The 24635-nt window shown below is 42.0% G+C and carries 18 protein-coding genes, 1 tRNA gene and 1 pseudogene; 9 read left to right on the top strand and 11 right to left on the bottom strand.

Annotated features, from left to right (window positions below):
- The first annotated feature begins 78 nt into the window (after nucleotides 1-78).
- Nucleotides 79-324, top strand: coding sequence for a hypothetical protein (locus tag VB740_RS04705; RefSeq protein WP_323198903.1), 246 nt, complete (start codon nucleotides 79-81; stop codon nucleotides 322-324).
- 8 nt (nucleotides 325-332) lie between these two features.
- On the opposite strand, the gene VB740_RS04700 is transcribed toward VB740_RS04705, so the two are convergent.
- The 4 genes from VB740_RS04700 to topA form a co-directional block, all read right to left on the bottom strand.
- A complete protein-coding gene (locus tag VB740_RS04700) occupies nucleotides 333-1274 on the bottom strand; it encodes an ADP-ribosylglycohydrolase family protein (RefSeq protein WP_323198902.1) in 942 nt (313 codons plus the stop codon).
- A gap of 97 nt (nucleotides 1275-1371) precedes the next feature.
- Entirely contained in the window at nucleotides 1372-1839 is a 468-nt protein-coding gene (gene aroQ / locus VB740_RS04695) for a type II 3-dehydroquinate dehydratase (RefSeq protein WP_323198901.1), read from the bottom strand.
- A gap of 7 nt (nucleotides 1840-1846) precedes the next feature.
- Nucleotides 1847-1987 (bottom strand): hypothetical protein, encoded by a 141-nt coding sequence (locus VB740_RS04690; RefSeq protein ID WP_167407621.1) that lies wholly within the window; start codon nucleotides 1985-1987, stop codon nucleotides 1847-1849.
- A 257-nt stretch (nucleotides 1988-2244) separates the two neighbouring features.
- Nucleotides 2245-4896 (bottom strand): type I DNA topoisomerase, encoded by a 2652-nt coding sequence (gene topA, locus VB740_RS04685; protein WP_323198900.1) that lies wholly within the window; start codon nucleotides 4894-4896, stop codon nucleotides 2245-2247.
- Between the two features lie 233 nt (nucleotides 4897-5129).
- Between topA and VB740_RS04680 the strand changes: the two genes are divergently transcribed.
- Together VB740_RS04680 and VB740_RS04675 are read left to right on the top strand one after the other, a co-directional pair.
- On the top strand, nucleotides 5130-5618 hold the full coding sequence (locus VB740_RS04680) for a hypothetical protein (protein WP_323198899.1): 489 nt from the start codon (nucleotides 5130-5132) through the stop codon (nucleotides 5616-5618).
- Nucleotides 5605-6693: a DUF6745 domain-containing protein gene (locus VB740_RS04675; RefSeq protein ID WP_323198898.1), complete on the top strand. Its 1089-nt coding sequence runs from the start codon at nucleotides 5605-5607 to the stop codon at nucleotides 6691-6693. The genes VB740_RS04680 and VB740_RS04675 overlap by 14 nt, the downstream gene beginning before the upstream one ends.
- Nucleotides 6694-6950: 257 nt before the next feature.
- On the opposite strand, the gene VB740_RS04670 is transcribed toward VB740_RS04675, so the two are convergent.
- Nucleotides 6951-8567: an iron uptake porin gene (locus tag VB740_RS04670; protein WP_323198897.1), complete on the bottom strand. Its 1617-nt coding sequence runs from the start codon at nucleotides 8565-8567 to the stop codon at nucleotides 6951-6953.
- 402 nt (nucleotides 8568-8969) lie between these two features.
- On the opposite strand from VB740_RS04670, the gene VB740_RS04665 reads away from it, so the two are divergent.
- The 4 genes from VB740_RS04665 to VB740_RS04650 all read left to right on the top strand — a co-directional run bounded on the left by VB740_RS04665 (nucleotide 8970) and on the right by VB740_RS04650 (nucleotide 11852).
- Nucleotides 8970-9917 carry a metal ABC transporter substrate-binding protein gene (locus tag VB740_RS04665; protein WP_323198917.1) on the top strand — a complete coding sequence of 316 codons (948 nt, stop codon included), beginning with the start codon at nucleotides 8970-8972 and terminating at the stop codon, nucleotides 9915-9917.
- Between the two features lie 71 nt (nucleotides 9918-9988).
- Entirely contained in the window at nucleotides 9989-10765 is a 777-nt protein-coding gene (locus tag VB740_RS04660; protein ID WP_323198896.1) for a metal ABC transporter ATP-binding protein, read from the top strand.
- Between the two features lie 47 nt (nucleotides 10766-10812).
- Nucleotides 10813-11694, top strand: coding sequence for a metal ABC transporter permease (locus tag VB740_RS04655; RefSeq protein WP_323198895.1), 882 nt, complete (start codon nucleotides 10813-10815; stop codon nucleotides 11692-11694).
- 85 nt (nucleotides 11695-11779) lie between these two features.
- Nucleotides 11780-11852 (top strand) — tRNA-Phe (locus VB740_RS04650).
- 445 nt (nucleotides 11853-12297) lie between these two features.
- Here VB740_RS04650 and VB740_RS04645 read toward each other — a convergent pair.
- Nucleotides 12298-14025 carry an NFACT family protein gene (locus VB740_RS04645; protein ID WP_323198894.1) on the bottom strand — a complete coding sequence of 576 codons (1728 nt, stop codon included), beginning with the start codon at nucleotides 14023-14025 and terminating at the stop codon, nucleotides 12298-12300.
- A 907-nt stretch (nucleotides 14026-14932) separates the two neighbouring features.
- A pseudogene (locus VB740_RS04640) lies at nucleotides 14933-16168 on the bottom strand (glycosyltransferase family 4 protein); the annotation flags it as partial.
- Nucleotides 16169-17006: 838 nt separating this feature from the next.
- Between VB740_RS04640 and psaK the strand changes: the two are divergent.
- Complete coding sequence (gene psaK / locus VB740_RS04635; RefSeq protein WP_323198892.1) at nucleotides 17007-17267, top strand: photosystem I reaction center subunit PsaK; 261 nt, start codon at nucleotides 17007-17009, stop codon at nucleotides 17265-17267.
- A 424-nt stretch (nucleotides 17268-17691) separates the two neighbouring features.
- On the opposite strand, the gene VB740_RS04630 is transcribed toward psaK, so the two are convergent.
- From VB740_RS04630 to VB740_RS04615, 4 genes are all read right to left on the bottom strand, one after another.
- Nucleotides 17692-18432, bottom strand: a complete 741-nt coding sequence (locus tag VB740_RS04630) for a DUF3891 family protein (protein ID WP_323198891.1) — start codon at nucleotides 18430-18432, stop codon at nucleotides 17692-17694.
- Between the two features lie 560 nt (nucleotides 18433-18992).
- On the bottom strand, nucleotides 18993-19685 hold the full coding sequence (locus VB740_RS04625) for a manganese catalase family protein (RefSeq protein ID WP_323198890.1): 693 nt from the start codon (nucleotides 19683-19685) through the stop codon (nucleotides 18993-18995).
- 868 nt (nucleotides 19686-20553) lie between these two features.
- On the bottom strand, nucleotides 20554-21936 hold the full coding sequence (gene hemN, locus VB740_RS04620; protein ID WP_323198889.1) for an oxygen-independent coproporphyrinogen III oxidase: 1383 nt from the start codon (nucleotides 21934-21936) through the stop codon (nucleotides 20554-20556).
- Between the two features lie 129 nt (nucleotides 21937-22065).
- On the bottom strand, nucleotides 22066-22743 hold the full coding sequence (locus VB740_RS04615) for a heme oxygenase (biliverdin-producing) (RefSeq protein WP_323198888.1): 678 nt from the start codon (nucleotides 22741-22743) through the stop codon (nucleotides 22066-22068).
- 422 nt (nucleotides 22744-23165) lie between these two features.
- Between VB740_RS04615 and acsF the strand changes: the two genes are divergently transcribed.
- Entirely contained in the window at nucleotides 23166-24260 is a 1095-nt protein-coding gene (acsF, locus tag VB740_RS04610) for a magnesium-protoporphyrin IX monomethyl ester (oxidative) cyclase (protein WP_323198887.1), read from the top strand.
- The last annotated feature ends 375 nt before the right edge of the window (nucleotides 24261-24635 follow it).

Genomic DNA, 24635 nt, shown 5'->3' with positions numbered 1-24635 from the left:
GCTGATTTGCCACAATAGTTACCTACAGACTCAGGTTGAGATTTTCTGAAGAATTCTAGTATATAAGTTTTTTAGTTTTTGGCTAGATTTAGTAGTTTTGAGCGTTTAGGTGATTTCCGACAAAGAAAATACCTGTGTTGGCGAGTTTCGACTACTTCGACTTCGCTCAGTACAAGTTCGCTCAACTCTCGATCTATCAGTTGGTTGAGCGTACCCCTGCGGGGAAGCAAGCTACGCGTAGCGTCTCGAAGAGAAGTCGAAACCAACGGCATCGGTACATTTATTCTTGTAAATCACCTTAGTATCCGCACCGTTGTTCGGTGAAAATAGCATTAACGTGACCGAATAACGCGAGGAGCCGCGTAAACTGAAAGCAAAGCCACCTCATATCCCTCCTCTGTTAACTCCGTTGGATTTAAGGCAAGATTATACACTCCTGACCACACCGCCACAAATGCATCGATTAATTCTAACATTTGGGAAAAGCTAGTTAGTCCCCATGTTGGAGAATTCCTCTGCCAGAGCGAGACTTGCCAATTCACGGGAATTCCACTTATACCGTTATATGCTCCTGATAAAGCACCAGTAATTGCCCCTGTAGCCTGTGAGCTTAGAAGCGTAGCATGTTGCATTTTAAAATTGCCATTGTGAGTAGCCTGCAAAACTGCCAAGCGAAAGTCTTCTAAGGTACTTAAAAAGCAGTAAAATGCCATAGCAATAGTGTTACTGAGTTTTTCTTCCTTAGCAAACTCAGCTTGTGCCCTTGACAATCCAGCCCCTTGCTCTAATAAATTCTGAACTATTAATAATTTTTTTGGTATTGATGTCGGTGTTTGTCCGATAAAAGAAATTGTTTGCGGAATTAAGGTTAGAGGGTTGAGTTTTTCAGTTAAGGCAAGAGCGATCGCATATCCTACTGCTAGGGTTCCATCCCTTACTACTGGGTCATCCTCCCAGATTTTTAGGACATGCAGCAAGTTTTGGCGCAGCTTAATAGGATTTTCGTGAAAAAAAAGTGCTATCGGTAGTGTCGCAAGAATTATTTTTATCGGTATGTCATCAGTTGCTGCTAAATCAAGAGATTCTTTTTGCTGACGCGCTATCCAATCATCTAAATCTAATCTACCCAACGCAATCAAACTCTCAGTTCCTATAACCGCCATTCTGCCCAAATCCAGGTAATTCTGAGACTTTAGATCACCAGTGGCTAAACTCCCCCCCAGGAATGCTCCGAGCAAAGTACCTCTAAACCGACTTATAGGAGAATAACGCATACAATTTTGGATTTTGGCCGCAGCTTTGATGAGCTTCCAACGCAAATTAGATTTTGGATTAAAGAATTAATCCAAAATCCCAACTCGGAAAATCGATTTATTTTTCATCTTTTCTTAAAAAATGCACCAAAGCTTGCAAGCCCAACAAGTAACTTTGTCCGCCAAAACCACTTATTTGCCCAATCGCTACTGGGGCGATATATGAATGATGGCGAAAATCTTCCCTGCGATAGATATTGCTCAGATGTACTTCTACTGTGGGCAAATTAACAGCAGCGATCGCATCTCGCAAGGCCACACTTGTGTGGGTATATGCCCCTGCATTAATCAAAATTCCCTGATATTGTCCTAATGCGCCATGAATAGTATCTACCAAAATTCCTTCATGATTTGACTGCACAGAAAAAACTTTCGCCTGTATCTTGAATCCCTCTTCTTCTAACAGGCGGTTGATTTCAGCCAGTGTCAACGAACCATAAATTCCTGGTTCTCGCTGTCCTAGTAAATTTAAGTTTGGCCCATGCAGTGCCAGAATGTTTAAGGGTTGTAAAGTCGAGTTCAGCACTTTCGGACTAGTGGCGACGACGCGAGCGATCGTTCACAGGAATCGGAATCAGTTCCGGTTCCGGTTCAGCCTCTGGCCCTAACAGGCTCTCAATTAGCCTCCGTGCTAATTCCTTAACCTTTTCCAGCACCTTTTCTATATAGTCCATGAACTGACTGCTCCTGAGATACTACCTCAATTTTTGATTAACAGGTACGCAGAAAATGGCATATTTTCGCACCTCTGGCTTCCAACCGGGCTGATACACAATCCCGTATTTGGGACATAAGCCACTTCTAAAATTTAGCGTTGTGTTTTCCCTTACTTTTTAGAGTATCACACTTGCACCTACTGAACTGCATCCTATCAAGGATGGATATCAAGGGTCAAGAGTTAAGGATCGGACTTTGGACTCTTGACTTGCAATTAACCTTCTGTGCCCTTCTTTTTCGCAGTGGTTGTTGACTTAGCAGTTGACTTAGATTTAGAACTCGTTGATTTACTACTGCTTTTGCGAGTCGATTTCGCTGTCGATGCCTTAGCTGACAACAAGTTCAGCGCCTCAGCCAGGGTTATATTTTCTACCGTTTGACCTTCTGGGATACTCACATTAGTTTTGCCATGTTTGATGTAAGGGCCGTATGGGCCATCGTAGATATTAATTGTTTCTCCATCATCTGGGTGTGTACCCAATTCGCGTAAAGCTGCTTTAGACTTGCTGTTGGTGGAACTGCGTCCCTTTTTTGGCTCAGACAATAATTCCAATGCACGTTCTAAGCTAATTGTCAATACATTATCAGCAGCTTTTAGGGAACGGTAGTCTTTCCCCTCCTTACCCTGGTCATGAACCACATAAGGGCCAAAGCGCCCTAAACTTGCTTGGATTTTGCCGTTAGTAACTGGATGAACTCCCAATGTCCGGGGTAGTGCCAACAGACCAACAGCCATTTCCAGGGTAACGGTTTCTGGGGTAACACCTTTGAGTAGGGAGGCTTGTTTCGGTTTGGGGTTTTCGTCGGTTTTGTCACCCAATTGGACATAAGGCCCGTAAGCACCAATTTTTACATAAATCGGTTCGCCAGTTTCGGGATGCCGACCTACCTGGTCAGGACCAGTAGTTTTTTGTCGCAGCAATACTTCTACCTGTTTGGGGTCGAGGTCAGCTGGTGTCAGGTCTTTGGGAATTGAGGCGGTGATAACTCCTTCACCATTTTCGACCTCAATGTACGGGCCATATTTCCCAATGCGGACTTTGGCATCTAGATTCTCCAGTTCTACAGTCCTAGCTTTGGTGGCATCAATTTGACTTTCCTGTTCTTTTACCAGGGTTTCCAGCCCTTTATCTCCCAGATAGAATTGCTTCAAGTAGGGTAGCCATTTTGCTTCACCTGTGGCAATGTCATCTAGGGTTTGCTCCATCTTCGAGGTGAAACTGGGATCAACAATGTCTGGGAAATGTTTTTCCAGTAAATCGGTGACGGCGAAAGCGGTGAAAGTAGGAATGAGAGCGTTACTCACCAAATGGGCATAACCTTTGTCAATGATTGTGCCAATGATGCTGGCGTAGGTACTGGGACGACCGATACCTTCGCTTTCTAAGGTTTTTACCAAAGTTGCTTCGGTATATCTAGCTGGCGGTTGGGTTTCGTGCCCAACTGCTTCCAGTTCTGTACAATTTGGATGATCTCCTACTTTCAGATTCGGCAAAATCACTTCCTGGTCTTCCAGTGCTGCTTCTGGGTCGTCTGAACCTTCGACGTAGGCGCGTAAGTATCCTGGAAATTCAATCCGTTTGCCAGAAGAACGAAATCCAGCGTCCTCAACTTGCAATTGCACGGTAATTTGAGTTTGCCGGGAATCAGCCATTTGACAGGCAACAGTCCGCTTCCAAATCAAATCATAAACAGCAAGTTCTCGACCGCCCAAAGCAGTTTCTTGGGGGGTGCGGAAAGTGCTACCTGCTGGACGAATTGCTTCGTGCGCCTCTTGTGCGCCTTTGGATTTGGTGGTGTATTGCCGGGGTTGGGGACTGAGATATTGTTGACCGTAAAGCTTTTCTACAGAACTCCGAGCAGCTGCGATCGCTTGATCCGACAAATGCACCGAATCTGTCCGCATATAGGTAATATACCCTTGTTCGTACAAATTCTGAGCAACCCGCATCGTGTCACGGGCTGAGAGGCGCAGTTTCCGGTTAGATTCTTGTTGCAACGTCGAGGTAGTGAACGGTGGCGACGGTTTGCGCGTTACAGGGCGTTCTTCGATGTCGTTAACATTCCAGGTTTTCCCAGTTAGGCGTTCTTTGAGCGCTACCGCTTGCTCTTCGTTGAGCAATAAGACATTGCGTCCTGCGGTAATTTGTCCAGTCGTTGCATCAAAATCGCTGCCGTTAGCGATTTTGGTTCCTCCCAGTGTTACCAACTGGGCACCAAAGGGAGTTTTGTCCAAGGACAAACTAGCTTTCAAATCCCAGTACGTACCCTCATGGAAAGCGCGGCGTTGGCGTTCTCTAGTGACTAAAAGTCGCACAGCTACAGATTGCACTCGCCCAGCAGATAATCCCCAGGCGATTTTTTTCCATAGCAGTGGAGACAGGGTATAGCCCACGAGTCGATCTAAAATCCGCCGCGTTTCTTGGGCGCGAACCAACTGCTCATCAATTTGACGGCAGTCTTTCAGAGCTTTTTTAATCGCCTCTTGGGTAATTTCGTGAAACACCATCCGCTTAGTCGGAACTTTCGGCTTCAGCAATTGGTATAAATGCCAACTAATGCTTTCACCTTCCCGGTCTTCGTCCGTTGCCAGAATCAGTTCATCTACATCTTTAAGGGCTTCTTTAAGCTGGGTGACAATTTTCTTTTTGTCTTTCGGGACAACATATACCGGTTCAAAGTCGGCGTCCACATTTACCCCTAGCTGCGCCCATGTTTCCCCCTTGACGGCAGCAGGAATTTCACTAGCCGACTGGGGTAGGTCACGCACATGACCCATAGACGCTTCCACCCGATAGCCTGCTGGCAGGTAGTTGCGAATGGTGCGAGCTTTGGTTGGAGATTCGACGATGACGAGAGTTGACATGGAAATTTCAATAAAAAGAATAGCTACTAAGCTAAACAGTCAAATTGAGGTAATTTTTGCAAATTGTCAAGATAAAAGGTCGCGCTTAGGGCGGTGATTTAATCCTCACATAAACTGTCTGCTTGGGAGAAAATCCCCTGAACTTATGGCCCAGTCTATCCCAGAGGTTAGGGGAGGGAAACGCTGGGTGTGAATTTCCAGCTATTTCAATCTTTAACTTATCTAACGCATAATTGGCGACTACAGTTTTAAATTTGGGGAATGGGGAATGGGGAGTGGGGGATGAGGGAGCAGGGGAAGATATAACTATTGAATTGACCTATGCCCAATGCCCAATGCCCCAATCTAATAGAGCTTGTGCCAAAATTAAACCAAATTTGAGAGCAAAAGCGAAGTGGGGTTTGTACCTATGTCAGGAAAGCAAAACTATGCAACCAATTCGTCAAGGTGATGTAATTTTACTGCCTGTGCAGCAAATTGAAAGACAAAAGATACCTCACTTAACTTTGGCAGAAGGCGAAGTTACAGGGCATAAGCATCGCATTACTGAGGGAAACGCCGAATTATATGAGAAAGATAGCACACTTTATTTACGTGTGTTTTCAGAGTCGGCATTGCTTGCCCATGAGGAGCATAAAGCTATTTCTATTCCCCAAGGTGACTGGATGGTAAAAATTCAACGGGAATACGAGCCTGAAGGTTGGCGATATGTCGCTGATTGAAAATTTAACGCCTGAGCAAGAGGCTTTGATTCCAGTTTATCGGGAAAAGTGGAGAGCGATCGCGCTTTCCACAGAGCGAATTGATAGAGAGAAAGCAGGGGAAGCTGTAAAAATAGCTTACGAAGTTCTAGGCTTACCTAAGCCGAAAATTTTATTTTTTGATAGCCCTCTTGCAGCTTTTAAAAGTGTTAATACTAATTTAAAAAATAGCTACAGCAATCTTGAAAAATATTGGTATCGATGGAATTTACCAGATAATCTGCTAAAAACATACCATGACTTGTTTAATAAAATACTTAATTTTTTAGGAGAGTTATTGTCTGAAGATTTATTTTCCTCTATATCCAATGAACTCTACTTTGACTTAGATATATGTTTTTTATTCTGGCAACAGACCATACAGCATTTAATCACTCAAGAAGATATTCCTAATGAAGTCTTGAGCTTCTTAGAGAGCGATATGCGAGTGGAGCCTGAAGAATGGATACAAAGATGCTGTTTGATTGAAATTGGTTTTGTTTTATTCAATGCACCTTACAATTCCAAAGGATGGCAGTTATTGCGAGGACTGGTTGAGAATTGTGGTTGGGTTTATCCTTTTAAGGAAATTTGTATTATCTGCGATCGCCCCCTTCACCTGCGCTTCGACAATGAAAACCGCCTCCACGCTGAAGGCAAACCCGCAATTGAATTTACTGATGGATATAGCCTTTACTCATATCACGGCGTAACCTTGCCTGAAAAATACGGTAAAATCCACCCGCAGCAATGGCAATCTCAATGGCTTTTAACAGAAGAAAACGCCGAACTCCGCCGAGTGTTAATTCAGGGTATCGGTTACGCTAGAATTTGTGAGGAATTGCAAGCTATTGAATTAGATACTTGGCAAGAATACACGTTATTAAAAATTGATGCTGATGTTGATGAAGAAGCAATTTATTTATTAAAAATGACTTGCCCTAGCACAAGCTTTATTCACGCCTTGCGAGTTCCACCGAATATGAACTCAGCGCGTGAAGCAATTCGCTGGGTAAATTGGGGAATTGATCCAGAAGAATTTGGTGTGCAAACCTGAGTTTATCAAACTCAGCTTTTTTATTGGGTTTTATTTTTGAGATTATACACAAAATATAGTGCTGCTTCTCGAATGGAAGCAATACATTTTGACCTCTCTCCAAACCTCTCTCCTTTTAGGAGAGAGGCTTTGAGGCTTACTCCCCTTCCCTCGCAGGGAAGGGGCTGGGGGTTAGGTCTGTATTTCACGCAATTGAGAACCGCTATAAAAGACGCAAATTTATTTTTTGCGTCTTCTTTTCTTTGGAGTTTTGAAAATTAGAAACTGAATGTGGTTCTCAGTGCGCCAATAACAACATCATCGTTATTATCGTTATGATCTGGCGATGTTAACCAGATGACTCCTGGGGTAATGGTGATATTGTCAGTCAACTTATACTGATAGAATGCTTCAAGATGATAGGATGTATCCTGATCTCTATCCAATCCTGCAACGTTAGAGCTTGTCACTCTTGGCTCTACACCAGCGATGATACCTGCTAAGTTACCTTCTTTACCGAGGTCAGGAAAGCCGAGGGTGACAGCATAGTTCCAAATGTTAATATCTCCACGGTTTCCAGTTAAGGTGCGGCTGGTGGTGTATCCAGCCCAACCACCCAAGACGATGTTATCAGTGATGCCAATGGATGCTTGGACACCGTAAGAATTACTGGAAAAACGGGAATCTATTGTACCATCGGCATCTAAATCCAAGGGTGCGAGATTTGCTGCATTGCTACCAGTTAGTAGTGATTGGTTGTAGGAATTGATGTAAGTTAAACCAATAGAAATGCGATCGCTTGGTTTAACTGTCAACTGTGCCAGCGCACCGTAAGAACCATTAAACAAACCATTGTTGGGCGTAGGGTCATTAGCTGTACCACTCAAATACCCTAGACTTAGTGCCAATTTATCACTGAACTCATGCGTTACTCCCAACCCCGCGCCGCCTATCTGATAATAAATTGGGTTGCGTGTACCAAAGGTGGATAAAGCACCAAAAGCACCATCACCGTCAAAGATATTAACTGTACTTGTAAGGTCATCTGCTGCACCTCCATTGGCGATCGCAACAACCTCTGTTTTTTCGCCCAAGGGAAATCTGTAGAACAGTGCATCTATAAAAGCATCAGTCGTACCATCACCGGCAAAGAATAAGTTACCCTCTGGTGTACCAATGTTAGGGCTGAGAATATTATTAGCTTGGATTCTGGTAAACAGTGTATCTCGCCCTGTAAAGCTGGTTACAAGTTCTACCCGCGCCCGTACCCCTAAAGTTGTATTTTCATCTGTAATTTCTGCACCATTGACTGTATTTCCTGACAAAACATCGCTAACGACTGCGACAACTTGTCCTTGTAGTTTGGTTGTGGTTGAGAACTGATTTGCCTCCAATTCAGCAGTTTTAGCTTCTACTGCATCTACACGACCTCGGAGTGTCGCCAGTTCTGCTGAAAAATCTTCTTGCAGCTTTTGTAATGTGGCTAAATCTTGTTTGTTAACTAAATCGCCAGTAGCTGTAGCAATCAGTTCGTTAACCCGATCAAGACAAGCATTTAAACCAGCAGCGAACTCATATCGCGTTAATGCCCGATTACCGCGATAAGTGCTATTTGGGTATCCTGCAATACAGCCATAGCGTTCAACCAAGGACTGCAATGCTTGAAATGCCCAGTCGGTGGGTTGTACATCGGAAAATTGAGATACGGAGGTAACTTGCGCCATTGGCTGATCTGGCGCTATATTTTCAGCTTTTGTGTCTGGATTAGCTAAAACTTGCGGTTGATTTATTTCAGACGTGTTGGATGTTTCACCTGCAAATGTAGCAGTATTAACAAATAGCATGACACCGTAGACTGCTGGACTAACTAGCAGATATTTCCAGAATTTTTGCATTTTTCTCCTCACACTGATCTCTAATTCACACCCAAATCACGTTTTTTAAACGTGTATTTTATGAAAATATTTGTCAGTAATATTATCAGAAGTAGGCAAACTTTTTAACAAAAAAGTCAATAAATCCTAATTATTCAGGGAAAACTAAATTGCACAAGGCTGTACTAGTTGAAAAATTTGTTGTTACTCATTACACAAGAAACCCAGAATGATATTATGTATTTTTAATGAGAATGAGAATTATTATAATCTAAAATATAGAATACGTCTCATTGTCAATAGCAATTGTGATACAGACAGGACAAGCATCGGTTTTGAGGAGAAAATATTGTGATTGGGAATTGCAGAGGATTTAGAAGAGGCAGACAAATAAGTGGCATCTTGCCCATAATTGCTCTGCTAATGTTGTCAATGGTTACTGGCTGTAGCCAATCGAATCCGAATCAAGGAATAACTTCCGATCAGTCGCCGCAAGCACAGGAAGCTGGCTCTACCCCACCGGCGCAGTCAGAAAAAACTAAAGTAGTGACAACATTTTTGCCGATATATTTGTTTACTAAGGCAGTAGCTGGGAATGTGGCAGATGTAGAAATTTTGGTGCCACCGGGTACGGAGGTGCATGAATACCAAGCGACACCACAAAATGTCAAAGCGATCGCTACTGCAAATGTGTTAGTAAAAAATGGTTTAGGTTTGGAGGAGTTTCTGGAAAATACTGTTAAAAATGCCCAAAATAACAAATTAACTGAAATTGATGCTAGTCAAGGTATTAAACCTTTAAATGAAATTTCGCCTGTTGTGAAAACAGCCCAAGACGAAAAAGACCACGACCATGCCCACGCCCAAGGTAATCCTCACGTTTGGTTAGATCCAGTTTTGGCAAAACAGCAGGTAACTAATATTCGGGATGGATTAATCGCTGCTGACCCAGCGAATAAAGCTACTTATGAGGCGAATACTGCGGCTTATATTAAAGAATTAGAAAATTTAAACAGCGAATTTCAGCAGACTTTGCAGAAAACTCCTAATTGTACTTTTATTACCTTTCATGATGCGTTTCCATATTTAGCTCAACGCTATAACCTCAAGCAAGTTGCTGTGGTACAAATTCCCGAAGATCAACTTTCACCAACTGATGTGCAAAATGCAGTTAATACTGTGAAAAAGTACAACGTTAAAGCTTTATTTAGTGAACCTGGAGTAGATAACAAACTCCTAACCAGCTTATCCAAAGATTTAAAATTAAATTTGCGTACTTTAGATTCTCTGGAAACTGGCGAAATAAATCCACAGCATTATTTCAAGGCTATGAAAGCTAACTTACAAACTCTGGAAACGGCGTGTAAATAGGTTTTTCATTTGTCAGTTATCCTTTGTCCTTTGCAAATGACCAATGACCAATGACCAATGACCAATGACCAATGACTAATGACATTGCTATTTTAAAAGTAGAAGGATTAACTGTCTATCAAGGCAGCTATCTAGCTGTTAGAGATGTTTCCTTTGAATTATTGCCAGGAACAGATACAGCCATCGTCGGCCCCAATGGTGCTGGTAAAAGTACCTTGGTAAAAGCGGTTTTAGATTTGATCCCTCGAAGTGCTGGTACGATTGAAATTTTAGGTCGTCCAATTGCAAGGCTGGGGCGTTTACGTCACCTATTGGGCTATATGCCGCAAAACTTCATTTTTGACCGCAGCTTTCCTATTTCTGTTAGCGAATTGGTGGGACTGGGATGGGCAAAGGAAGCGAGAAAAGGCGATTTCTTTTTCTCCAAGCTGTGGGAACAAGACAGAGAAAAATCGGCAGCAATAGTAGAAGCTTTACGGCGAACTGATGCTTATCATTTACAGCATCAAGCTATTGGTACTCTTAGCGGTGGCCAACTCAAGCGGGTTTTATTGGCTTATTGTTTGGTAATGCCTCGAAAACTGTTGGTACTCGATGAAGCCTTTGCTGGTGTTGATGTACAAGGTGCAGCAGATTTTTACGCTTTGCTAAATGAATTAAAGCGTGAGGAGGGTTGGACGGTATTACAAGTTTCCCATGATATTGATATGGTAAATCGCCATTGCGATCGCGTGCTTTGCCTGAACCAAAGCATTGTTTGTACTGGTAAGCCAGAGATTGCCCTTTCACCGCAAAACCTGTTAGCAACCTACGGCCCAGGTTTTAGCCGTTACCAGCACCAACATTAGAATAATTCATAATTCGTAATTCGTAATTCGTAATTAAAAAATGAAAGATGCCAGTAATTATAGATTTCTGCAATGATTGTCAGATAGCAGGGCTTGCGATCGCTAGTAGTAATGACTTGGTAGAATTGTTAACATTCCCTTTTATGCAGCGTGCGATCGTAGGTGCTGTGTTAATGGGAATACTTGGCGGGATGTTGGGTAGTTTTGTCACCTTGCGCCAGTTGTCCTTTTTCAGCCACGCGGTTGGTCATGCAGCATTAGTAGGTGTGGCGTTAGGTGTGCTGCTACAAATAAACCCTACTTGGATGCTGTTACCTTTCACATTGGTTTTTGGGGTTATTGTCCTCTACTTCATCGACAAAACCGACTTAGCTAGCGATAGCGTTCTTAGCATAGTGCTATCTGGGGCATTAGCGATCGGTGTGATTCTCACGAGCCTAATTAAAGGATATCGTGGCAACTTGATGGCTGTGCTGTTCGGCGATATTCTAGCGATCGATACCACAGATTTGATTTTGACACTGCTGGTACTTGTGGGAGGTAGCATATTTTTACTATCAACCTTGCGGCAGCAAATTTTATTAACCCTCAACCCCGATGTAGCGCAAGTTCAAGGTATTCCCGTCCAGTTGTACCGCTACGTTTTTGTGGTCTTGCTTTCACTTGCCGTTGCTGTAGCGATTAAAGCTGTCGGCGTTTTACTAGTGAACGCCTTTTTGGTCATTCCCGCCTCTACCGCCAAACTGATGAGTCACCACTTTAGCCGCTTTTTAGTCATGTCGGTGATAGTTGGTTCCATCAGCAGTATTGCTGGCATCATTGTGTCAGGTATTTTCAACCTTGCTTCTGGTCCGAGTATTGTTCTTGTCCAGTTTCTGCTATTTGTAGCCGTTTTTATCTGGTTTAAGTTGAGGTTGAAAGCTGCATAAATCATAAATATTTATTTTTCTCCAACCCCTTGCTATATTCTTTTATCTTTGCTACATTGATTAATCGTGGCTCACAAAAGCAAAAGCCGGGATAGCTCAGTTGGTAGAGCAGAGGACTGAAAATCCTCGTGTCACGAGTTCAAGTCTCGTTCCTGGCATAATCTTAAAACCCCTGAAAGCTTTGGCGTTCAGGGGTTACTTTTTACGTCTTTATTAACTATAAATGTTCAAAATGTTTGTAGTGAGTTATGGGAGAAGCATTCTAAATACAAAAAGACCAGCCTCCCACAGCTGGTCTAGAAAATGTTTTTTTGCGTTGTCTTCTCAAGAGAGTTAAAACCCAATTGCGCGTTCCCAAAATGCAACGGGCAACTTTTCTTAACAATATTGTAACAGTCAGCACAGATTTTTCGTGAAATTTCATCAAAAAAGATAAGAACAAAGCTTAAAAGCTTCTATCCATCAGGATAATTCAGTAAATCGCAAGGTAGAAAAGGAGGGGGGCAGGGGAAGCAGGGGGAGCAGGGGAAGATGAGAGGGACAAGGGGACAAAGAGAATAACCAATGCCCAATGCCCAATGCCCAATGACCAATGACTAATGACTAATGACTAATGACCATTTGTGGTTTTCCCCAGAGGATGCTTTCTTGCTTGTAAATTGCAATTCCCGGTTTTGCTCCTTTGGGTTTGTAAACGTGTTTTAGCTGAGTATAAACTACTGGCACTTGCTCACTCTGACGGGCGCGACTGTAGTAGGCGGCAAGATTAGCTACAAATTGCAAATCAGCTTCTTCTGCAACAGCACCGGGTTCTAGACGTAGCAGCACATGGCTCCCTGGAATTTCTTGAGCGTGGAACCATAAGTCATAATCCCCAGCTACACGAAAGGTCAATTGGTCATTCTGGCGATTGTTGCGACCGATTAATACCTCAAAGCCGTTGGGGGTAAGGTAACGATAGAAGTTGGTGCTGGGGGGTTCATTGGCGCTGCGACTACGATATTCTGGATCTTCTAAATACTTTTGTCCAATCAACTCTTCGCGGATTTCTTCTAAAGCTCGCAAATCTTCTGCTGTTTGGTAGGTGTCTATTTGGCCGATCGCAGCTTCTACTTGTTCTAAATACTCAATTTCTGTCTGCACTTCCAATAGTAGCGGTTCGACGGCAGCACGAGCGCGTTTGAGCTTTTGGTGCTGTTTGTAAAGACTTTGGGCATTTTGGACGGCATTTTTATCTGGCTGGAGAGCGATCGCTACTGGCAAATTTGTATCAAAATCAGCAAGGATAATTTCTTTCATCCCCGGTTCCCAGTTTTGCAGATGAGCCATCAATAAATCAGCTTTCTGTCGATACTCATCGGCTTGATCTGATTGCTGCAAGCGCGTCTTAAAGGTTTGAGCCTTGTTGCGTAATTTCGCCAAAATATTATTTAATTTCTGACTCAACTGATGGCGCAATTGAGAAAATAATTGTTGGTCAATTTGGTTACTGTAGTAGCGGTTGAGTAACTCTTGGATATTTTTGACCTTTTCAACTGCACCCCAACCCATTACGGTGTAGCCATCTTTTGTCCAAGCGGGTTGAAATTTACTGGAATTCAAAGCTTGCAGCCATTCTTGCCAACGCTCAAACAGCCGTTGCCAATCTTCGGGGTTGAGAGTATCGGTGGATGTTTCTGGCGCGATATTTGCTTCTAGCAGCATTAACTCCAGTAGTGCTGCACTCAAGCCACTATAACTTTTCAGCAATTGCCGCTTGATTGCTCCTGGCACTAAACTTACCCGTTCTTGCCAACGTTCTTGTGATTCGTTCAAACTGGGGACAGTCCCAGTCAGTTTTGGCGGTGTTTCATAAGGTTGTCCGGTTTGGATGGGACGGACACTAGATTGTTGCTGACTGACTTGATGGGCTGCGGTAATAATTATATTGTTGGCATCGGTGAGAATGACGTTGCTATACTTGCCCATGATTTCTGCATAGACATGATATAGGGCGGTTTCTCCAGGACGACGGGCAAATTGCAAATCAATAACCCGCTCCCAAGGGGCGATCGCTTCAATAGCTACCAGTGCTAAACCACTCAATTGGTGTATCAGTTGTTGGCTAAAGGTAAAGGTATCTGGCGATCGCGGTGGTGGATCGCCGATGCAAATATGTGCAGCTTGCGGATGCCAAGAAATTTGTAGCCAATCTCGCTGTTTCAGGGTGCGTAATGCCATAGCAATCGTGTAGCGATCGCGCTGGTAAACCTGTTCTAAGCGTGATGGTAGCCAGTTAGCGCGGATTTCGCTACAAGCAGCTGTGAGAGTGGTAAAGTCAACTGGTTGCAAAGCGATTAGTTGTTAACATTCAAATGGTAGCGATCGCTATGCTTTTATCTTCGTTTAGTCAAAGCATAACAGACCTCAACTATCATAGCGGTTACTTGGTTTGGTGATAGCTAACGCAGAAATCTATTATTCAGACAGACTCCCAGCACTTAGATAATAGCTTACTCTTTTTATACATTTTTTAGGATCGAGTTTTGTCAGCTAAACCCGTATTTCTCACAAGCTTCAGGCGTTTGATGGAGCAGAGGGGCAGAGGGGAAAGAACAAGGCACATTGAACTCTCCCACTAGCGAACCTGCACAAGCGCAGGCTTTGAGGGGTGTGGTGAGAAATCCGGGTAAAGCTATATCTTGCACCTGCCGACTTTCTCGCCAGAGAATAAATTCTCTGGCTAATAGCGCAAGTCCACTTAAGTGGACTCTAATCTTTGTTGAGTCTTCAATAGATAGACTTTAGCTATTAGCCTCAGAATGAATTCTGAGGCGGTTGTTGGGAATGGCACAAGTTCTGAGCTAATTAAACTAATAATGGAAATCACTCAGCCTAGAGAAATATTTAGAATAAATGGCGTTGCTGATTTCATATATGAAAATGATTCTGCATGATATTAAAAGTAGAGACGTTGCAATGCAACGTCTCTACATCTGGATTCATACGCAATTCAGCAACGTCGAATACATGATTGGGTAATGGTGAGTGACGACTAGGAAAATAAAATTATTGCTTACTTCCGAGTTACCCATTCACCATTATTGGTTACCCAAGAGAATTATTTAGCAGCCAAAGCTGGCTTTTTTGTTGTTGACTGCACTAATTCGACTGTTGATTCCACTAGTTCTTTTGCTGTTGACTGCACTAACTCGGCTGTTGACTCCACTAGTTCTTTTGCTGTTGATGCTACTGATTGTGGCTGTAACAGTTCGGTGTAAAGTTCACTCAGTTGATGTGCTACACCATCCCAGCTAAACTTATTTTCGACGCGCTTTCTACCAGCTTTACCCAATTCATCTCGCCATTCTGGATTTAAAAGAATTCGGTCAATGGCAGATGCAAAGGCATCTACATCTTGTGGTGGTGCCAATAAACCAGTTTCTTCATTAACTACAGTAAACTGAAGTCCGCCAACATCACTTGCTACTACTGGTGTACCGCTTGCCATCGCTTCGATCGCTACGAGTCCAAAAGGTTCATAGTGACTGGGAACAACGCAAACATCAGCAGCGGCGTAATAAGTTGGCAAAATATCTTGACTGAGACGACCGGCAAGGGTGGTAAAGTCGCTCATTCCTAATTCGTTGATAATGCCCTCAATGCGATCGCGCTCAATCCCGTCGCTGTTACCTGGAGTACTACCACCACCAATAATTAGCTGGAGATTTTTGGAGTCACGTAGCCCAGACTGGTTTACTGCCCGCACCAAGGTTTCTATCCCTTTGCGTGGGTCAAAACGCCCTACATATAATACAACTTTGGCTTCTTTGTCAATTCCCAATTCAGCCCTGGCTGCTTCTCGTGCAATCGAACCAAATCGCTGAATATCCGTACCGCAGGGAATGATATCGATACTGCCTTGAGTGGAAACTAGCGATCGCATGTGTTGCTTTTCTTGCGGACTTGTCGCTACAATTCGCTCTGCTTTTTCCAACACCTCTTTTTCTACTGCTAATCGCTGACTAGCAATCAGAGGAATATCTTCTATGGTGTTGTACTTGACTGCCCCTAATGAGTGGTAGGTGTGAACCTGTTTACTCTCTTGGATTTTGTTTAACTCCATCCCTACCCAACTAGAGAGCCAATAATTAGTGTGAACTAACTCGTATGTAATTTCGTTTTTTACCTGAAATTTGAGGAAATTATCCAGAAATTCTGGCAGATATTCAAAAATATCATCTCGCGGCACAAACTCAAGGGGGCCAGCTTTTAAACGAATAGTGCGGCAATTCTCGCTATGTTCAACAATCGAGTCTTGCTCCAGACTCACCTTGCGGGTAAACATATCAACTTGCCATCCCAGCTTCGCTAGCGCTTCACCCACATTACGCACATAAACGTTTTGTCCCCCAGCTTCTTCTTTCCCTATTTCAATCGCCGGGTCTCCGTGGACGGAAATTAAGGCGATACGTTTTTCGGTGGTAGAGTTCATAGTTTGTGTGTTGCTGATTTTAACAAAGTTTTAAGCTGTTCCAAGTTCGTGTATAGCACACTTGCCTGTATTCTTTAGGAACCTTGATTAATATTGATTTTAATTTACTATGCCTAATATTCTTTTACATCTTCTGCCAGAAGTATACTATTAGATTAAATAGAAATATTTAATTTATTTAGATATAGAAAATATTCAGCCTAATATTCCATACTTTTGATAGATGTAAATCATGCATTCTCGTGCATGTATTTTAAATTCTTTTTAAGAAGCAAAATTCCTGAAAAGCATAGACATAAGTACTTTTAGCTCCCCTACTTTCTCTCATTTCAATTCAGATTGCTAATTAATTTAGAATATCTAATACCTTTGATAGATAAATCTTATAGTTTTCGTCTTGTTTGTGCAGATATAATCCCATAGATATAAATACAATTCGCAATTCGCAATTCGCAATTCGCAATTAAACTCAGCCACCCACGAGGGGTGGGGTTTTTACCTGCCTTGAGATACAAGGATTTTTTCGCCCACAGGGGGCAAGGTTTTGAACCTTTACTTTTTTTGATAAATTAATGTGAGTTCGATGAAGTGAAAAAGCAGCCGCACGCAGAGCATCTGCTGAGGTTCCAACCATCTACCACAGTTAATTCTAGGATTATAAATTAAGCTTTTTGGCGATTTTGGCGTAAGTCATGAATTCATCTCATTGAACTCATATTGTATTAAGTAATAAGAATAAGTGTTAAATATTGATGCAAAATCAGCTAACTTATTGAATTTGCTTCGGAAAGTTTCAGATTATGTTTTCAATCATTAATAAATTTCAGGAGCAAATCAGGTGTTTACTTCAACCTTACTCGCTGCTGCAACCACACCTCTGCAATGGAGTCCAACGGTCGCTCTGATTATCATTGTTGCTAATATCTTTGCCATTGCCTTTGGTAAATCTACCATCAAATATCCCAACGCAGAACCAAAACTACCTTCAGCCAATTTATTTGGTGGTTTTGGTTTACCAGCCCTTTTAGCAACTACCGCCTTTGGTCATATCTTAGGAGTGGGCATTGTCTTAGGGCTGCATAACCTGGGAAGAATTTAGGTTATTACCCAAGTTAGCCTTTATTTGATGGTTATTTTGTCTCCAGCTTTGAGCCAGAAAGTTAATTCTCTGGCTCTTTTTTGCCTAGTAGGAACCTAGTACTGCAAGGCGGAAGTCAAAAGTCAAAAGTCAAAAGTTAAAAAGCTTTCATTTTGGGCTTTTTGGCTGTAATGAAATGGTAGGTTTATTTCCGCCGACCTGTACTAGTTTAGTTGACTTCACCTGAAATCCCTTGCTGACACCGTAGCTGACAGTCCTAAATTCCAGATGATTTGTACACGATGTATAAATAAAATCCATCCAAATGATAATCATTTTTATTAAACTTACAAATATGAGTGAGCAAATTTCTACAGTGAACTTTTCTTATACCAAAAACCCCCAGATGGGGGCTTGAATTACTGACTATGGCGGCGACAACTATCTAACTCTTAACGAATGTCCACTCTAGTACCTTGATGGGAGCTTCTTGTAGTGCTTGAGCTAGTTCGGTACTGCTCTCAAATTTCACTTGGGAGAGGTCGCAGGCTTCGACGTTGACTGTAAATTTGTCGTCTTGAAAGGGCCAAGGTTGGACGACAACCAAGTTGTCACTGCGCTGCATGATGTCATAGCGTTGACCTTCAGGGCCCTTGCTAATTTCTAAAAACCGTTCATCGGCAGGTAGTTCTTGCTGACATAAGATGAGAGAAAGGCGATCGCACCATTGCATAAATGCATAGGCTGCATCAACTTCTTCCTTTTCAATACCCAGTTCTTTGCGCCAACGTTGCTGATTTTCAAGTTGCTCATCCAACAGTTTGTCTAGTTCTGGAAACTGACCCCGGCTTGGCTCATTTAAACGGGTGATGTGCATGGAAGTTAATAGAGCCACCCATCGTCCCCGGTAGCGGGCATTCTTTGCAAGATCAGCCAGTTTCTTAATACCACTCTTCACATCCGTTTTCGTGCTGAGAGTGAAGTCCTTTGGCGCACCTGCTTCAGTCAGAATATCCTCTTCCCACTCTTTTTCTAGGTCATCGTGATGGGAAATTGCAGCAACGGTTTCATATAACCTTGCTGGCGCATCTTTACGTCGCCACTGTCCTGCAAGTTGAGATGCTAATAAAGCATGGGCGCGGTGATAAATGATTTCCCAACCATTTGGTGTAGCGTTGACAATCACAAATCAATCTCCTGACTTCTTAGTTTTGATTTTGAATTGAATTAATTTCTGAATTCAGAAACGTCGGGGTAGATATTGAAGAGGCGATCGCTCTGACTTCTTCAGTGTAGCTCAATTAATAATAGCTATTCTTTGTGGCGCAGAGATATGTGTCCAAAGCGCGTGTAGCATCCAAATCAATATTAGCAAATACTGCTTGGCTTAGATTCCCGACTTCTCAAACGAAGTCGGGAATCTTAATTGTTTACAACTGATTGAAGATTCTGACTTTTCACGTTATGTGGAAAAGTCCACCAAAAACATAACCCCCTAACCCCCTTCCCGTCACGGGAAGGAGGAAAATTCAAAGTCTCTCGCCTTTTAGGAGAGAGATTTAGAGAGAGGTTTTCGAGATGCCGCTGAATTGTCAGATTGAAGATTTCCATAGGGTGGATAAAGCTAAATTATCCCTAAAAAATACCTAATGTAGGCAAACAGTTTAACCACCACTAAATAAGGTGGGCTGTTTGCCCACCAAATGATTGGGAGTTCTGAAAAAGCTTTAACTCCAACCTATGGAATTAAGAATGACTTTCTAGCGGATTAGCAATGTATTTGAATGTTGGCTCAGAATTCCAAGGGCCACGCTCATCTTGACCATTACCGTTTGTAGATAGGTTGTAGTAGAGAGCAACAGTTTCATCTGGCTTAATATTACCAAAGAACGGATCTGTCAATTTACCCAGCGAATCTAGAGCTTTCATAAACATCTGGGTATGAGAAATTTCTCGTGTTAACAGATGGACTAAAGTCTCTTGGGTTCCTTTGTCAGTTGCCAACTTAATTAACTCTTCGTAAGTCTGACGAGCGCCGGCTTCTGCTGCAACATTTGCTCTCAAATCACGCACTACATCTCCGCCTTCATTTAAGTAACTTGCAGTCCAAGCATTACCTTGACTATCTAGAAAATGAGGCCCAATCCCTCGGACTGCAAAGAGAGTACTCTTATAAGCCTCTGTTTGATCCGTATTCTTAGTATGAGCTTCAATGAGTTTACCAACCATTTCTAAATGGCTGAATTCCTCAATTGCAATGTCTTGGAGCATATCTTTGATGCCAGCATTCTCGACATGGAATGACTGAACCCAGTATTGAAGTGCTGCACTAAGTTCTCCAGTAGCTCCGCCAAACTGCTCTAAAAGCAACTGAGCAAAACGAGGGTTTGGTTCAGTAACGTTAACTGCATGAATAGGCTCTTTTTTGTGAAAAAACATAGATTTACACTTCCAAAAATTATGATTTTACAGAATTGACAAACTAATTTATTGTCTCCTAGCAGCTTTGAATATCTAGCTAATTTGAGATTTGTTTGCTTCTCAAACTGGTAAACTAGAAGACCAACAAAATACGGTAGTTATGTAAGTGTTGATAACTACCAATCAGCGATTAAGTATTGCTGATTAATCCCCATAGATAAATAGCAACAATTGTGCCGAACACAGCCACTAAAACACTAGTAGGAAGAGTGTGAACCAGACCCAGCTACACTAATTGGCAAAGTTGCTGTTTGTAGTAAATAAACAGACTTCTACCAATAAAAGACCCAGTAGTACCCAAAATCATTGTGGAGAAAATTCAATTTCACCACCTTGATAACCAGGATAAATAGCTTTAGGGTAGAGCGTAGCCCGCCGTAGGCATCGCACCTACTATAAGTCCTAAAACTACCCAAGCAATAATACTCACCACTGCCTCAACAATCTCACTTGTATCTAAGTTATCAACTCTGATTCACAATTCTTTCTACCAGATGGGATAAATGCTAGATCCAAAAGTTAGACAAAAGAGTTTACATTAAGATTTGGATGAAAATCGGCATTTTTTATAGCATAAAAATGTTAAACAAAAGTCTTGTCAGATAAATCAGGAATTATTGAATACACCAGTCTAGGCGTTATTTGTTCTATACACTAATACATTAATCAATGTTGCTTTTTATATCTATCTTAAGGTATAAAAATTTAATCTAACTTTTTGGAGATGCGTTAAAAATTTGAAATCGGAATTAATTTAATCCTCTCAATCGTTATTCTTGAGGTAGATTGAGAGGATAATACTTAGCCAAGTTTTGCAAAAGTGATATTAAATAGCACGGGAGAATTTTGTCTCTCGCATTTTTGTGTGAGTATCAAAGATGACGGCAATATTTCTTACTAATAATCTCCCGATGTCTGTAATCTGGATCTGACTTTTTGATAAACTGACTAACCCATCAGCTTCTAGTGGTTTTAACGCCTCAAGTTCCTCAGAAAAATATTCATCAAAATTGATATGATATTTGTTTTCAATATCTCGCTTATGCAATTGAAAGTGAGACATAATCCCCATAATCGCATCCCGTCTGATGATATCATTCTGAGTCAGCTTGATACCTTTACTTATAGGTAAACTGCTTGCTGCAATTGTCTGATAATAATCCTTTAATTCCTTGTGGTTTTGGGCATAAGCATCTTCTAGCATACTGATGGATGTAGAACCAAAACCAAATAGTTCTGTTTCAGCGTGGGTAGTGTAGCCCTGAAAGTTGCGTTTGAGAGTGCCATTACGTTGAGCGATCGCTAGTTCGTCATTAGTTTTAGCAAAATGATCCATTCCAATAAATAGATATTGGTTGTTCGTCAATTCTTCAATAGTCATTTTCAGGATTTCTAACTTTTCCTCTGCTGGGGGTAGCGCCTCTTGAGGAATATTTTTTTGCGTAGGTTTGAGCCACGGTACATAGGCAAAGTTAAAGACAACAATTCGGTCAGGATCTAACTCAACAGTCTTTTTCAATGTTTCCCGAAATGTCTCGCGGGTTTGATAGGGTAAACCATAAATAAGGTCTACATTCACGCTTTCAAACTTAGCTTCTTTAACCCAACTCATAACATCAAATAGCATTTCTTCTGGCTGGATACGATTTACAGCTACTTGAACTTGGCTATTAAAATCTTGAATGCCAAAACTAATACGGTTAAACCCAATCTCTCTCAGAAAGAAAATGTAGTTTTTATCGATATAGCGAGGATTAATCTCAATTGAGATTTCTGCTTGGGGATCGATGTTGAAATGGCGATTGATGTTTTTCCATAAAAATTCTATCTGGTGACGATCCAAGTAATTAGGAGTACCGCCTCCCCAGTGGATTTGCAGCACTTTTCTATCTGGATCGATTAAAGCTGCGGTGTTTTTGATGTCTTGAGCCAAAGACTCCACGTAAGGTTTAGCAATATTCTTGTTGTTGGAAATTACCGTATTACACCCGCAGAAGTAGCAAGCACTTTGACAGAACGGGATGTGGAAATATAAACTCATAGGAGTTTTGCGTTGATTCGAGGCTGCGATCGCGGCCTTAAAATCAGTTTCAGTAAATGTTTCGCTTAACTCTGTAGCGGGCGGGTAACTGGTGTATCTAGGTGCGCGAGTGTCGTACTTTTGAATCAGATCCAGATCAAACTTGACACCAGGTAATAGAAAAACCATTGAGTTGCTTTCCAGTGAATGAAGGGAGTGGGGAGTGGGGAGTAGGGGAGGCAGAGGGAGCAGGGGAGGCAGGGGAAGCAGGGGGAGAATGACTCTAATGACTAATGACTAATGACTAATGACCAATGACTAATTAGTTAAGCTATTAAACATAACTTGACCGAGTGCTTTAATTAAATTTCCTTCTAACTCTTGAGCCATCTGTAAATTGAATCCAAAGGCATTATTGGCTTCTGCAACAATCCGTTCTGCTGTTATATCATCAATGGGTAATGCATTTAATGCCTGACGATACTTATCCTTAAATGCCTTTTTGTCAGGAATTTGCTCAAAATTATAAAAGGATGTGCCTTCATAGTCAGAAAGCTTCAGCGTTGACTGAGCAACTTTTTGTAGCATTTGACCCCCAGAAAGATCGCCCATGTAGCGAGTGTAGGTATGACCTAGCAATAAGGCTGGTTCACTAACAGAAATTTCCCGAATGCGGTCAATATAGCTCTGGGTAACGGGTGAGGCTGTAACTTGCTGCCTCCAATTATCCCCATAATAGAACACCATGTCTTTTTCGAGCGAAGATTGGCGATTAAGTTCGGGAAAGTAAACCGCACTAATCACAGGATGCTCTACATGGCGCTTTAATGCTGCTTCTAGTTCGCTGTAGACGTAATACAAGTTGCTTAAGAACTTGGCGAAGCAGTCTCTATCCACAACTCCTTTCAGAAAACATTTCATAAATCCCACATTTTCTGCTGAGGTGTGGGCTTGTTGAGTTCCAGAGCGCAGTTTGATGGCTAGATTACTACTCATTGTTGCTTCCTTCATGTTCAAGGGCAAGGTTTCTGGGCAGTCACCGACTCAGGATGCCTGCCAGTGCCAGCTAGAAGATTGTTATTCTAGGTTTAGAGAGGATCTGCATTACTACTATCTGGCAAGTACCACTGCCGATGTAGATCCCAGCTATTTTTATTTTTCCTAAGATTATTTAACTATTAATTTATATATAACTATAAAGATATTAGTATTTATTTAGGTTTTTCTGATTTTTACGCTCAGGCATATCCTACCCAAGCAGTAACAAAACTGATTGGAGAATAGGCATTTAAACTCTCCTGAAACAATGGGTGATAAGTTTATTTCTCACAATTTACTCTCAATAATTTAACTGATGTCTACAAACAACTATTTATGCTTATATAACTTTTAAAGGATGAAATAATCAAAGGATTCTTATGGTTAAGTCTCTGGAAACCTCCCAACCTGAGTTGCTAAAACCAGGTGTAAAAGCGCCTGTTCAAGAAACATTATTAACACCCCGGTTTTATACCACTGACTTTGAAGCTGCGGCACAGTTGAATATTTCGTCCCAGGAGGCTGAGTTACTGGCAATTGTAGAGGAGTTACGAGCAGACTATAACCGTCATCACTTTGTCCGTGATGAAGAATTTCAGCAGTGTTGGGATCACATTGATGGAGAAACGCGCGTCGCCTTTATTGACTTTTTGGAACGTTCCTGCACCTCAGAGTTTTCTGGGTTTCTGCTGTTCAAAGAATTATCACGCCGTCTGAAAAACCGCAATCCTATTTTGGCGGATGCTTTTAATTTTATGGCGCGGGATGAAGCACGCCATGCAGGATTTTTGAATAAGTCGATGGCAGATTTTAATCTTTCCCTCGACTTAAGTTATTTAACCAAAAATCGCACTTATACCTTCTTTCCGCCAGAGTGGATTATTTACACAGTCTACCTATCTGAGAAAATTGGCTACTGGCGTTATATCTTGGTGTATCGTCACATGGAGAAACATCCAGAACACCAAATTTATCCTTTGTTTCGCAAGTTTGAGAGTTGGTGTCAGGATGAAAATCGACATGGAGACTTTTTTAAAGCACTGCTGCGATCGCAACCTCCATTATGGAACAATTGGAGAGCTAGATTGTGGGTGCGTTTCTTTTTGCTGAGTGTTTTTGCTACTCACACCTTGACAGTATTTGAACGCGCAACCTTTTATCAATCCATTGGGATAGATCCGCGCGAATATAATACCAGAGTCATTCAGGAGACGAATAACACCGCCGCACGCGCATTTCCGTTGATTTTGAATACAAATCATCCAGAGTTCTTCCGGCGGTTGGAGAAGTGTTCTGACCTTAATCTGAAACTAGCAGAGATTAACAATAGCGATGCCTACGGCGGCAAGCTACGCTCACCAGTAGTAAAATTCTGCCAAAAATTACCCTTGATAGCCTCCATTGTTGGGCATCTATTGCAGACTTACCTAATCAAACCTATTGATGCTGAATCATTGAGAGGGACAGTTCATTAACTTGTAACTGCATACATCATCTGAATCTACAAGTCTTATTTGGGAATCTCTTCACTCGAATTCTATCAGTTATATTTTGCACCTGCCCTCTTTCCCGCCAGAGAATAAATTCTCTGGCTAATAGCGCAAGTCCACTCAAGTGGACTCAATCCTTATTCAGTCTTTTTTAGAAGATAGCCTCAGAATCCATGATACTGCTGGCGAATTGTTAGAGAGTCTAACCCATCAGCCCCAATCCATCTTAATTTCTTTAATTTCAGTGCGTTTAAACGCACTTTAGCTATGAGCAATCAATTTATTGCAGGGCGGGAAAGCAGCGCGTGCGATTCGTTGTTTAGTGAATCACGGTAACCAGTCCGTACATAACTAAGCCAG

Source organism: Nostoc sp. UHCC 0251 (assembly GCF_034932245.1).
Lineage (GTDB): Bacteria > Cyanobacteriota > Cyanobacteriia > Cyanobacteriales > Nostocaceae > Nostoc.
The sequence above is the reverse complement of the archived record's forward strand: the minus strand, read 5'-3'. Positions and strand labels throughout refer to the sequence as shown.

Coding starts and splice junctions, on each gene's coding strand:
- VB740_RS04665 (WP_323198917.1), top strand. CDS start 8,970: ATGTTGTCAATGGTTACTGGCTGTAGCCAATCGAATCCGAATCAAGGA.
- VB740_RS04690 (WP_167407621.1), bottom strand. CDS start 1,987: ATGGACTATATAGAAAAGGTGCTGGAAAAGGTTAAGGAATTAGCACGG.
- VB740_RS04675 (WP_323198898.1), top strand. CDS start 5,605: ATGTCGCTGATTGAAAATTTAACGCCTGAGCAAGAGGCTTTGATTCCA.
- VB740_RS04625 (WP_323198890.1), bottom strand. CDS start 19,685: ATGTTTTTTCACAAAAAAGAGCCTATTCATGCAGTTAACGTTACTGAA.
- VB740_RS04700 (WP_323198902.1), bottom strand. CDS start 1,274: ATGCGTTATTCTCCTATAAGTCGGTTTAGAGGTACTTTGCTCGGAGCA.
- acsF (WP_323198887.1), top strand. CDS start 23,166: ATGGTTAAGTCTCTGGAAACCTCCCAACCTGAGTTGCTAAAACCAGGT.
- VB740_RS04655 (WP_323198895.1), top strand. CDS start 10,813: ATGCCAGTAATTATAGATTTCTGCAATGATTGTCAGATAGCAGGGCTT.
- VB740_RS04660 (WP_323198896.1), top strand. CDS start 9,989: ATGACTAATGACATTGCTATTTTAAAAGTAGAAGGATTAACTGTCTAT.
- VB740_RS04615 (WP_323198888.1), bottom strand. CDS start 22,743: ATGAGTAGTAATCTAGCCATCAAACTGCGCTCTGGAACTCAACAAGCC.
- VB740_RS04670 (WP_323198897.1), bottom strand. CDS start 8,567: ATGCAAAAATTCTGGAAATATCTGCTAGTTAGTCCAGCAGTCTACGGT.
- topA (WP_323198900.1), bottom strand. CDS start 4,896: ATGTCAACTCTCGTCATCGTCGAATCTCCAACCAAAGCTCGCACCATT.
- hemN (WP_323198889.1), bottom strand. CDS start 21,936: ATGGTTTTTCTATTACCTGGTGTCAAGTTTGATCTGGATCTGATTCAA.